At 70.9% G+C, this 11733-nt stretch carries 12 protein-coding genes; 6 read left to right on the forward strand and 6 right to left on the reverse strand.

Annotated features, from left to right (window positions below; translation table 11 throughout):
- Window positions 1-125: 125 nt before the first annotated feature.
- Window positions 126-1412 (forward strand): glutamine synthetase family protein, encoded by a 1287-nt coding sequence (locus tag KR546_RS10910; protein ID WP_238444742.1) that lies wholly within the window; start codon window positions 126-128, stop codon window positions 1410-1412.
- A gap of 29 nt (window positions 1413-1441) precedes the next feature.
- Here the strand turns inward: KR546_RS10910 and KR546_RS10915 are convergent, their stop codons facing one another.
- The 5 genes from KR546_RS10915 to KR546_RS10935 all read right to left on the reverse strand — a co-directional run bounded on the left by KR546_RS10915 (window position 1442) and on the right by KR546_RS10935 (window position 5180).
- Entirely contained in the window at window positions 1442-1606 is a 165-nt protein-coding gene (locus tag KR546_RS10915) for a hypothetical protein (protein WP_238444743.1), read from the reverse strand.
- 30 nt (window positions 1607-1636) lie between these two features.
- Window positions 1637-2659 carry an amino acid ABC transporter permease gene (locus KR546_RS10920; RefSeq protein ID WP_238444744.1) on the reverse strand — a complete coding sequence of 341 codons (1023 nt, stop codon included), beginning with the start codon at window positions 2657-2659 and terminating at the stop codon, window positions 1637-1639.
- A 9-nt stretch (window positions 2660-2668) separates the two neighbouring features.
- On the reverse strand, window positions 2669-3322 hold the full coding sequence (locus tag KR546_RS10925; protein ID WP_238444745.1) for an amino acid ABC transporter permease: 654 nt from the start codon (window positions 3320-3322) through the stop codon (window positions 2669-2671).
- Between the two features lie 90 nt (window positions 3323-3412).
- Window positions 3413-4354: a glutamate ABC transporter substrate-binding protein gene (locus KR546_RS10930; RefSeq protein ID WP_238444746.1), complete on the reverse strand. Its 942-nt coding sequence runs from the start codon at window positions 4352-4354 to the stop codon at window positions 3413-3415.
- An 85-nt stretch (window positions 4355-4439) separates the two neighbouring features.
- Complete coding sequence (locus KR546_RS10935; protein WP_238444747.1) at window positions 4440-5180, reverse strand: amino acid ABC transporter ATP-binding protein; 741 nt, start codon at window positions 5178-5180, stop codon at window positions 4440-4442.
- A 416-nt stretch (window positions 5181-5596) separates the two neighbouring features.
- Between KR546_RS10935 and glnA the strand changes: the two genes are divergently transcribed.
- The 5 genes from glnA (at window position 5597) to KR546_RS10960 (ending at window position 11010) form a co-directional block, all read left to right on the forward strand.
- Entirely contained in the window at window positions 5597-7027 is a 1431-nt protein-coding gene (glnA, locus tag KR546_RS10940; protein ID WP_238444748.1) for a type I glutamate--ammonia ligase, read from the forward strand.
- Between the two features lie 347 nt (window positions 7028-7374).
- On the forward strand, window positions 7375-8295 hold the full coding sequence (locus tag KR546_RS10945; protein WP_238444749.1) for a hypothetical protein: 921 nt from the start codon (window positions 7375-7377) through the stop codon (window positions 8293-8295).
- A gap of 203 nt (window positions 8296-8498) precedes the next feature.
- Window positions 8499-9230 (forward strand): class I SAM-dependent methyltransferase, encoded by a 732-nt coding sequence (locus tag KR546_RS10950; RefSeq protein WP_238444750.1) that lies wholly within the window; start codon window positions 8499-8501, stop codon window positions 9228-9230.
- Window positions 9227-9790, forward strand: a complete 564-nt coding sequence (locus KR546_RS10955) for a nucleosidase (RefSeq protein WP_238444751.1) — start codon at window positions 9227-9229, stop codon at window positions 9788-9790. The genes KR546_RS10950 and KR546_RS10955 overlap by 4 nt, the downstream gene beginning before the upstream one ends.
- On the forward strand, window positions 9787-11010 hold the full coding sequence (locus tag KR546_RS10960; protein ID WP_238444752.1) for an MFS transporter: 1224 nt from the start codon (window positions 9787-9789) through the stop codon (window positions 11008-11010). Before KR546_RS10955 ends, KR546_RS10960 begins: the two co-directional genes overlap by 4 nt.
- Here the strand turns inward: KR546_RS10960 and KR546_RS10965 are convergent, their stop codons facing one another.
- Window positions 11011-11676, reverse strand: a complete 666-nt coding sequence (locus KR546_RS10965) for an HAD family hydrolase (protein WP_238444753.1) — start codon at window positions 11674-11676, stop codon at window positions 11011-11013.
- Window positions 11677-11733 lie beyond the last annotated feature (57 nt).

The raw sequence follows: 11733 nt of genomic DNA on the forward strand, positions 1-11733 counted from the left end.
CTAGGGTGGGGTGCGCGATTCCCGGCGATCCCGGGAAATCGGTTGGATCCAAACGATAGGCTCCGGCCACCCACGGCGCCAGCGCCGCGTCGCCGTGCCACGCCGACCGACCGGGGAGACCACGCATGGACTTCGACCGCGTCCGACTGCTGTGGCCGGACCACCTCGGGCTGGCCCGCGGCAAGTACCTGCCAGCCGCCACCGCCGAGGCCGGCACGGCCCACTGCCTGGCGCTGTTCGCGCTGGACTACGACCGCGAGATGGACGTCGAGGCACCGGGCCCCCGGGTCCTCCAGGGACTGCCGGACCTCGACGCGACCTTCGACCCCGACACGCTGCGTGCCGGCTGGGAGCCCGACACGGCCGTGGCCGTCGCCGACATCAGCTTCGAGGGCGAGGACCTGCCGTTCGGTCCGCGGCCCGCGGCCAAGCGCGCCATCCAGGCCTGGCGTGACCTGGGCTGGGAGCCCAAGCTCGGCATCGAGCTCGAGGCCTACGTGATGGAGCCCGACCCCGACGGCGGCGGGTGGCGTCGGGTCGAGACACCCGGCCACTACGTCTACGCGACCGGCCCGGCCGGGGACCCGACCGGGCTCATCGACGAGGTGATGGCCACGGCCGACCGGGTCGGCCTGCCACTGGAGTCGGTCAACACCGAGTACGACGCCGGCCAGTTCGAGCTGACCCTGCGCTACGACGACGCCCTGCGCGCGCTCGACGACGCCTTCCTGTTCAAGGTCATGGCCCGCGAACTGGCGATGCGACGTGGCCTGATGCTCACCTTCCTCGGCAAGCCGATCAACGGCGCCGGCGGGTCCGGCCTCCACCTCAACCTGTCACTGTCGGACGACGACGGCACGAACGCCATGGCCGACCCCGACGGTCAGCACGGGCTGTCGGACCTGGCACGGCAGTGCCTGGCCGGGATGCTCGCCCACCACGAGGGCATGACCGCGCTGTGCTGCCCGACCGTCAACGCCTACAAGCGGATCCGACCGGCCGAGTTCATCCCGTACTGGGCGAACTGGGGTCTGGACCATCGTGGCACGACGATCCGCGTGCCCCCGCACCGCGGGGCGGCGACCCGTCTGGAGCACCGCCTGTCCGACGGCGCCGCGAACCCCTACACCGCCGCAGCGGCCGTCCTGCACGCGGCCCGGTTGGGGGTCGTCGACGACCTGGAGTGCCCGGACGCCGAGACCGGCAACTGCCTCGACGAGGTCAACACCGACCGCCACGTCCCCGAGTCACTGGGCGAGGCACTCGAGGCGCTGCAGGCCGACACCGCGCTGTGTGACGCGATGGGCGACGGCTTCATCGACCACTTCGTCCACCTCAAGACGACCGAGTGGAAGAAGTTCATGACCCACGTCACCGACTGGGAGCTGGACCACTACCTCCCCTTCCACTAGCGCGCGTCCTCGCGGCGCCTCCGGCGGCCCTATGGTCGACGGCGGACGTACTGGGCGACCAGCAGGGCGGTGGGGACCAGGACGACGGCGAGCAGGATCAACAGCTCCTGGGGACCGATGCGTCCCAGCGTCGCGCCCATCACGATCGACACCAGGATCAGCACGATCAGGCCGGCCAGCAGGATGCGCGTCACGGCGACGCCGCCACCGGTGGGGTGATCCGCTCAGTCGCGACCGCGACGACGGTCGCGGTCGCCCTTGCGAGCCTCGTTGAGCTTGGTGCCCTGCTCCTCGGCGGCACCACGTGCGCGGGTCTGGGAGTCCACCACCCGGTCCGGGTCCTCACCGCGGGCCGCGGCGGCCTCCACCTCGGCGGCGTCCGCCTCCTCGGACAGCGCGGCGATGTCCTCCAGCCCCGCACCGTCGATCGCGGCTGCGCCCGTGCCGATGCTGGAGGTGCGCTGGCGCAGCTCCAGGTAGCGGGCGAGCCGGGCGAGCATCCACACCAGGATGAAGTAGACCACGCCCACGACGACGTAGGCCTGGAAGTTGCCGGCGTCGGAGAAGCCCGGGAAGCCCTGCCCACGCCGGACCACCTCCTCGTAGCCGATCACGAAGCCCAGGGACACGTCCTTGGACAGCGTCGCCAGCTGCGCCACGATCGCGGGCACCATGCGGCGCACCGCCTGGGGCAGGATCACGATCCGCATCATCGGCCAGTAGCGCATCCCGATGGCCTGGGCGGCCTCGGTCTGGCCCTTGTCCAGCGACTTGATGCCGGCCCGGAAGATCTCCGACAGGACCGCCGAGTTGTAGGCGACCAGTGCCACGACCAGCGACGTGAACGCGCCGACGTCCAGCCCGGCCGCCAGCAGGCCGAAGAAGCCCATGAAGATCGCCAGCAGCAACGGGATCGAGCGGAAGAACTCGACGTAGGCGACGCACAGTCCCCGGACGACGGCGTTGCGCGACAGCCGGCCGAGTGCGAAGAAGAACCCGATGATGATCGAGAACACCATGGCGGCGAGCGCCGCCTTGATGGTGTTGACCAGGCCGCCCAGCAGGAACTCCAGGTTGGCCCAGACCGTGAACGGCTCCCACTTCGCCCAGGTCAGCTGGCCCGCCGTGCCCAGCTTCCACACGACCAGGGCCAGCAGGACGATGCCGACCAGGATGCTGATGATCGTGGCGACCCGGACCCGCGCCTTGCCCCGTGGGCCGAGTTCTTCGATCAGGACCGATGACATGCCTGCTCCTCAGCGCTTGATCGCGTAGCGGTCTTCCAGCGTGCGGAAGACCCACCCGGCGAAGAGCAGGATGACGGTGTAGATGATCGCGGCACCCAGCAACGACAGCCACGTCCTGGCGGTCTCGTTGATGAGCTTGCGCGAGATGTAGGTCAGCTCGAAGACCGAGATCGTCAACGCCACCGCGGTGTTCTTGAAGTTGGCGATGAACAGGTTGCCGATGGGCGCGATCACGGTGCGCACGGCCTGTGGGATGACGATCTCGCGCAGCAGGGGGATGAACCCCAGCCCGATCGCCCGGCCTGCCTCTGCCTGGCCCGACGACACCGAGTTGATGCCCGAGCGGATCACCTCGGCCATGTAGGCCCCGGTGTACATGCCCAGGGCCACGGCGGCCGTCGGGAAGGGCCCGAAGACGAAGCCCAGGTCACCCACGCCGAAGAAGGCGAGGAAGAACACGACCAGCAACGGCATGTTGCGGAACAGGGCGACGTAGCCCGACGCGAAGCTGCGCAGGGGTGGGACCGGGCTGACCCGGAACCCCGCGATGATCACCCCGATGATGCAGGCGAGCGTGAACGAGATGACCACCAGTCGCAGGGTGACCAGGGTGCCGTCCCAGTAGTCCGGCCAGTACTCGGTGTAGAACTCGAGCACACCCACCTCCTCGATCCATGCCCGTGCGCCGGTGCCGACCACCGACGCCGGTGCGTCCGGGCGGGTGGCTCACCCGCCCGGACGTCACCGAATGGTTCAGCAGCCCTCGTTGTTGAGCTCGGGCGGCTCGGGAGTGGACACGCCGGCACTGCCGACCGTGGCCTCGTAGGCCTCGGCCCACGATCCGTCGTCGTACATCGTCTGGAGCACCCCGTTGACGTAGCAACGCAGGTCGCTGCCTTCCTGGACACCGATGCCGTAGGGCTCCTCGGTGAACGGGTTGTCGATCAGCTCGAAGTCGTCCGGGGCCTCGTCGATCAGCCCGATCAGGATGACGTTGTCGGTCGTGACGGCCGCAGCACGGCCCTGGCGCATGGCGTCGGCGCACTTCGAGTAGGTGTCGAAGGTCAGCACGTCGGCGTCGGGCGCCATCTCGTTGAGGTTCTCCAGCGACGTCGAGCCCTCGACCGTGCAGGTCGTGAGGTCGGCGGTGTTGAGGCTCTCGATGCCCTCGATGCCCTCGGGGTTGCCGGTGGCGACCATGATGTCCTGGCCGGCCACGTAGTACGGACCCGCGAAGTCCACGACCTCGTCGCGCTCCTCGTTGATGGTGTAGGTGGCGGCCACCAGGTCGACCTGGTCCTCCTGCAGGAACGGCTCCCGGTTGGCCGAGACGGCCTCCTGGAACTCGGGCTCCACGCCCAGGGACTCGGCGATGGCCGTGGCGATCTCGGCGTCGAAGCCGACCACGCCGGACGGGGTGTTCACCCCGAACAGCGGCTGGTCGTACTTGATGCCCACGCGCAGGGTCCCGGACTCCTGGATGGCGGCCACGGCTTCGCCGCCGCCGCTGGTCCCGCCCTCGCTGGGTGCCATCGACTCGTCGGTGGGGGCCATCGACTCCTCGGTCTCGGCGGCAGGCTCGGTCTCGGTGGCCTCGCCACCGTCGTCACCGTCGTCGCTCCCACAGGCACTCAGGATGAGTGCCGTGGCGGCCACGAGGGCGATGCCCAGCCGTCGGTTGCGTCGCATTCGCATGTGTTGCTCCTTGTGTGGGGGGTGGTGGCGCCGGCCTGTTCCGACGCCGTCGTGCAGGTCTGGTCGTGCACGTCTGGTGGGGTCGTCAGTGGGTGATGATCTTGGACAGGAAGTCGCGGGCACGCTCGGTCTTGGCTCCCTTGTAGAACGACTCGGGGTCGTTCTCCTCGACGATCTCGCCCTCGTCCATGAACACCATCCGGTCCGCGGCGGACCGGGCGAAGCCCATCTCGTGGGTGACGACGACCATCGTGGTCCCGCCCTCGGCCAGGTCGAGCATCACCTGCAGGACCTCGTTGATCATCTCGGGGTCCAGCGCCGACGTCGGCTCGTCGAACAGCATGACCTTGGGTTCCATGGCCAGGGCACGCGCGATCGCGACCCGCTGCTGCTGGCCACCGGACAACTCGGCCGGATACTTGTCGGCCTGGTGGGCCACGCCGACCCGCTCGAGCAGTCCCCGGGCCTTCTCCTCGGCGTCCGACTTGCCCATCTTCTTGACCTTGACGGGGCCGAGGGTGACGTTTTCGAGGATGGTCTTGTGGGCGAACAGGTTGAACGACTGGAACACCATCCCGACGTCGGCCCGCAGCTTGGCCAGCCCCTTGCCCTCCTCGGGGAGGCGCTCACCGTCGATGAGGATCTCGCCCTCCTGGATCGACTCGAGCCGGTTGATGGTGCGGATCAACGTGGACTTGCCGGACCCGGACGGGCCGATCACCACGACCACCTCGCGCTCGGCGATGTCGAGGTTGATCTCCTTGAGCGCGTGCAGCTCGCCGTACCACTTGTTGACACCACGCATCTCGACGAGTGCATCTGCCATGGGGGGCGGTCCTTTCCGGTGCCCGGCGCCGGGATCTCCCCGAGACCCTACTACCGTGACCGTTGCGGGGCAGGCATCCGACGCATCGATCTGGTGACGCAGGAGGCCAGTTCCCGCCCGGTGGGGCGACGCAGCCCCACAACGGCATGGCGCGCGTCGTCCGCACGTCGACGGCGCGGCGTGCTGGCGGCGCTTCCACGTAACACCGCCGTAACAGGCGGGAGACCGTCGGGAAACGGCCCCCACCTACCGTCGCGCCACGGCCGAGGGACGTGCGGGCACTGTCACGCCGCCACCACCCGAGGATCCCGCGCCACCGGGCGCGGGTGGTCGACCCCCGACCCCGTCGGGGACGACGGCTCCGACCCACCACCAGCACCGACCGAAACGCACCGACCGAGACCGAGGACAACACCGTGCCCGACCAACCCACAGCTGCCGACATCGTCCAACGGCTGGCCGACGAGGACTTCGAGTTCGTCGACCTCCGCTTCGTCGACCTCCCCGGCGTGGCCCAGCACACGACGTTCCCCGTCACCAACATCTCCGAGGACACCTTCTCGGACGGGATCTACTTCGACGGCTCGTCGGTCCGGGGCTTCCAGGGCATCCAGGAGTCCGACATGCTCCTGATCCCGGACCCCTCGACGGCGACCGAGGACCGCTTCCGTGCCCGCAAGACCCTGATGATGTACTGCCACATCCACGACCCGGTCACGGGCGAGGCCTACTCGCGTGACCCGCGCAACATCGCGCGCAAGGCCGAGGCGCACCTCGCGTCGACCGGCATCGCCGACACCGCCTTCATGGGTCCCGAGGCAGAGTTCTTCATCTTCGACGACGTGAAGTTCGACTCCGGCACCAACGGCTCGTTCTACCGGGTGGACTCGGTGGAGGGTGCCTGGAACACCGGCTCGGACGAGGACGGCGGCAACCTGGGCTACAAGCCGCGCACCAAGGGCGGCTACTTCCCGGTCCCGCCCATGGACCACTACACCGACCTGCGGTCGGACATGGTCCACAACCTCGAGGCCTTCGGGATCCAGACCCAGCTGCACCACCACGAGGTCGGGTCCGGTGGCCAGGGCGAGATCGGCATCGAGTTCGACACGCTGTCGACGATCGCCGACAAGCTGATGACCTTCAAGTACGTCGTCAAGAACACCGCCTGGCACGCCGGCAAGTCGGTGACCTTCATGCCCAAGCCGATCTTCGGTGACAACGGCTCGGGGATGCACACCCACCAGTCGCTGTGGAAGGACGGCGAGCCGCTGTTCTTCTCGGAGGAGGGCTACGGCCAACTGTCCGACACCGCCCGGTGGTACATCGGCGGCCTGCTCGCCCACGCCAAGTCGATCCTGGCCTTCACCAACCCGACCACCAACTCCTACCGGCGCCTGGTGCCGGGCTACGAGGCACCGGTCAACCTGGTGTACTCGGCCCGCAACCGCTCGGCGGCGGTGCGCATCCCGATGTCGGGCTCCTCGCCCAAGGCCAAGCGGATCGAGTTCCGCGTCCCGGACCCGTCGAGCAACCCGTACCTGGCGTTCTCGGCGATGCTCCTGGCCGGACTGGACGGCGTGCGCAACCGCATCGAGCCCCACGACCCGGTCGACAAGGACATCTACGACCTCCCGCCCGAGGAGCTCGAGGGCCTGCCCTCGGTCCCCCGCTCGCTCGAGGAGGCCCTCGAGGGCCTGCGTGAGGACCACGACTTCCTGCTCGAGGGCGACGTGTTCACCCCCGACCTGATCGACACCTGGATCTCCTACAAGATGGACGAGGAGGTCGCGCAGGTCGCACTGCGCACCCACCCCCACGAGTTCGAGTTGTACTACGACATCTGAGCGATCCCCGGGGCGTGCAGGGTCCCGGTGCACCCCGGCGAGGCGGACGCTCCGGCGTCCGCCTCGCCGCATGTCCCCCCCGTTCCCCGCCCCCCGACCCGACCGATCACCACCGAATCGAGCGGGTGCAATTCCGAGCGGAAACCGCACCACCCCGCACCCACTCACGCCTCGCCCGATCACCACCACCCGAGCGGGTGCAGGACCGAGCGGAAACCGCACCATTTCGCACCCGCTCATGGCTGATCCAGCGGCGCGGATGCGGCGTGTCCACAGCCGGCTCGACCCGGGGACCGTGAGGGCGGGTGGGTCGACATCATCGTGGGATGACCTCGACCCGGACCCGCGTGCTCGCCAGTGCCAGCCGCCGTCATGGCGTGCTGACCTGGCCGTCGGCACGTGACCTGGGGATGAGCCGGTGGGCCTACCACCGTCTCGTCGACGGGCTGGCGTGCCAGCCGTTGCTGCCGGGAGCCCACCTCGTACCCGGTGTCACCGCGAGCCCGTTCGCTCGCATCATGGCGGGAGTCCTGGTGGCGGGACCCGGTGCCGTCGCCAGCCACGCCACGGCCCTGCGCCTGTGGGGCCTGTTCGAGCTCGACGCCGCCGTGATCGTGGACGTCACCCTGCCGCACGATCGTCGCCACCGGCGCATCGACGGCGTCCGGGTCCACCGGACCCGCCACCTTCCCGAGCACTGGATCGGGGAGGTGGAGGGCATCCCCGTCACGTCACCCGCTCGCGCCCTGCGCGACGTCGCCGCGTCGACCACGCCTCGGATCCTGCGCAACAAGGTGATCGACGCCGAGCAGCGTGGGTTGGTCACGCTCGACGACCTCCGTGACCAGTGCGACCGGCGACAGCGGACGCCCGGCGCAGGTCGCTACCGCGCGGTCGTGAACGCCCGACGACGCGATCGATCCGACTCGGGATTCGAAGCCGACGTCCGCGCGCTCCTCGACGGCGCCGGCATCCGGGTCTCCGCCGGACCGGTCCCCGTGGTGTGCCTCGACGGATCGGTCCTGCACGCAGACATCGCCATCGAGGACAGCAACGTCGTGGTCGAGTGCGACGGCAGGGCCTACCACGCGGACGGACCTGCCTTCAGTCGGGATCGAGGACGGTGGGCGATCCTGCAGGAGGCCGGGCGTCGCGTCGTGTGGGCCACCGGCGACATGCTCGACGATCCCGCGGCGCTGGTCCGCCGGGTGCGGATCGCCATCGAGCAGGAGCGCGCCCTGCGACGCGCCGGCCAGTCTCGGGCCTGACCGGGTGCAGGACCGAGCGGGAACCGCACCCAACCGCACCCACTCGCCGTCAACCGACCTCCGCGTTCCCGACCGGGTGCAGGACCGAGCGGGAACCGCACCGAACCGCACCCACTCGTGGTCGCCGCCCCGCAGCCGTCCGGGGTGCGTGGTTGACTGTCGGACGAACGAGGGGCTCCGGACCGGACGAAGGAGGCAGGGGCATGTGGGGACGCGTGGCACGGGGGCTGACGTCGGTGGCCGACGGGCGCCTGCTCGACCCGTTCGTGGAGCAGCTCGGCCGGCCGTCCGGCGTGCTGGGCCACCTGGTCGGTGCGGTGCTGGTGGAGTCCAACACCGACCTGACCAGGGCGGTCGTCGACGGCCTGCGACTGCGTGACGGCGAGCGGGTGCTGGACATCGGGTGCGGACCCGGCCAGGGCATCACCGCCGCCTTCGACGCAGCCGACGTGATCGTGCATGCAGTCGACCCGTCCCCCGCCATGCTCCGCCGGGTGCGGCTGGCCAACCGACGCGCCCTGCGTCGCCTCCGTCTCCACCTCCACCCGGCAACGCTCGACGAGCTCGAGCTGGTCGTGCCCCTGCAGGCCGCCTGGGCGGTCAACGTCGTGTACTTCCTCGACGACCGGGTCGCGAGCCTGTCCCACCTGCACGAGCTGATGGCGCCGGGCGGACGGGTCGCGCTGGGCTACCGCGACGCGGACCACATCGTCGACGACGAGGTCGGACGTCGCTTCCGCGAGCTGCACCGACCGGCGACCGTCGCCGAGCTCGAGGCGGACCTGCGTGCCGCCGGGTTCACCGGCGTGCTGACCGTCGAGCACGACGAGGCACGGAGGATCACCATCGCCCGCCGTCCGGCCGAGGACCGGCCGGACCGGTCGGCCCGGACCGACCGCGAGGCCGCCCGACCCCCGGACCTGACGAGCCTGTGATCCTCCACGTCGCCGCGATCCGGGAGGAGGCCGCCGGCCTGCCCGCCCACTGCGAGGTGCTGGAGCTGGGCGTGGGCAAGGTGACCGCGGCGACCCGCCTGGCAACGCGGCTCGTGGCCGGTCCCCCGGTCGACCTGGTCGTCAACCTCGGGACGGCCGGTGGCCTCCACGGCCAGCCGATGGGCACCGTCGTCGAGGTGCGGCGCGTCGTGCAGCACGACCTCGACGTGGCCGGGATCTCGTCCCTGGTCGGGCGCCCGATGCCCGGTGGGCCACTCACGCTCGACCACGGGGACGCGACGCTGGCAACCGGCGACCGGTTCGTCACCGACCCGGCCGAGCGCTCCCGGATCGCCGCGACCGCCGACGTGGTCGACATGGAGGGCTACGCGGTCGTCGCGACGTGCCTCGCCCTGGGCGTCGACGTCCGGGTCCTCAAGTGCGTGTCGGACGGCGCCGACGACGACTCCGCCACCACCTGGAAGCAGGCCGTCGACCGGTGCGCCACCCGACTGGCCGAGGCCGCCACGGCCGCCGGGCTGGTCCAACCGCCGGCGTGACCAGCCCGGGGCCAGCGCCGACACCGACCCGCCAGCCGCGCCACCTCGACGTGGTGTTCGGGCTGACGGCGCTGGTGTCCTTCGGGACCTGGTTCTACGGCTTCGGGGTCCTCGTCGACGCCCTCGCGGACGACGGGATCGGCGAGGCGGTCAGCGGACCGACCTACGGGGCCATGTTGCTGCTCGGCGGCATCGGCAGCCTGCTCGCCGGCCGCGTCCTCGACCGACGCGGGGGCCGGCGGGTGTTCGCCCTCGGCGCCCCGGTGGTGGCGATCGGGACGCTCTTGACCGTCTGGGCCGGCAGCGCCGGCCGACCGTGGGCGTTTGCGGTCGCGGCCGCCCTGACCGGCGGCGTGGTCGGCGCACTCGGCTACTACTCCCTGCTGCACGCGACGATCGTCGCGCTGTACCCGCAGGACCGCACCCGCGCGGTGACCGTCAACACCCTTTGGGGCGCCTTCGCCAGCCCGGTGTTCCTGCCGGCGATGGGGCTGGTCGTCGAGCGCTGGTCGTGGCAGGCGGCCGTGCTGGCGGCCAACGTGGCGGTGGTGGTCGCCTTCGTGGTGGTCGCGCTGGTGCTGCCACCCGACGTCACGACGGCGGCGGCCCCCGAGCCGGAATCGCCGTCGGAGGTCGGGTCGTGGCGACGGCTCGTCCCCCTGCTGGTCGTGGCTGCCGGCGGGGGCGCCGCGACGGCGGTCCTGTTGCTCTACCAGGTGCCGGCGATGGTCGACGCCGGGCTGGCACTGGGCGTCGCCTCGGGGCTGGCCGGGGTCCGCGGCGCCGCCCAGGTCGCGGGGCGCCTGCCCCTGCCCGCCCTGGTGCGACGGGTCGGGACCGGTCCCACGATGGTCGGCTCGCTGGCCCTGGTCGCGGTCGCGGCCCTGCTGCTGACCGCGGCCGGCCAGCTGCCGATCGCGATCGCCTTCGTGGTCGTGGGTGGCCTGGCGGTCGGTGCACTCACGACGGTGGAGAACCTGTTCGTCCCCGACGTCCTGGCGACGACGACGATCGGTGCCGCCCTCGGGGCGATCTCGGTCGCACGTGGCATCGGTGGTGCGCTGGGCCCGACGCTGGCCGGGCTGGCCACGGCCCAGAGCGGGACCCGCGACCTCGCCCTGGTCGCCGTGGCCGTCGTGGCGGTGGCGACGGCGGTGGTCGTCGCCGCGATCACGCGCGGTCACCCGGCGACGCGGGCGGTCCGGCCCGACCACGGCTGATCAGGCGACGAGGACCTCGTCGAGCACCGGACGCGTCAGCGTCTCGACCTGGAGGTGTGCCGCCGACAGGTCGGTCCGCGTCCCGCTCTGGCGGCCGACGACCCGCAGGCTCGCGCCCACGGCCGCCGCGACGCCGGTGGCCGAGTCCTCGATCGCGACGGTCCGTGCCGCCGGCGTGCCCAGCAGCCGGCGGGCGCGCTCGTAGGGCTCGGGATGGGGCTTGTGGTTGGTGACCTCGGTGGCGCTGACGCTGACGGCGAAGCGCCCGGCCAGGTCGGGAACGGTCGCCAGGATCCGGTCGAGGTGGTGGCGTCCGGACGACGTGCAGACCGCGACCGGCACGCCCTCGTCCTGCAAGGCGTGCAGGACGTCGACCGTGTCCGGGAACGTCGCCAGGCCGGTCGCGAAGGCGTCGTCCCACAACGGCACGGCTTCGGCCCGGTAGGCCTGCTCGGTCACCCCGAACCGATCCTGCATCCACGGGCCGATGAACGACCAGGCGTGGCCCCGCAGCTCGTGCACGTCGTCGTCGGTCATCGCGTGCCCGAGCCGTTCCAGCGCGGTCCGGAACACCCGGTCCGAGACCGACTCGGTGTCCACCAGCGTGCCGTCGAGGTCGAAGATGACCCCGGCGAGCTCGGGGGCGACGGGTGGGGCAGCAGGCATGGCAGGCACTTCGACGACGGGCAGGACGGTCGTGGACGCACGGTCGGGGACGCACGG

It is taken from the genome of Salsipaludibacter albus, from assembly GCF_019798055.1.
Lineage (GTDB): Bacteria > Actinomycetota > Nitriliruptoria > Nitriliruptorales > Nitriliruptoraceae > Salsipaludibacter > Salsipaludibacter albus.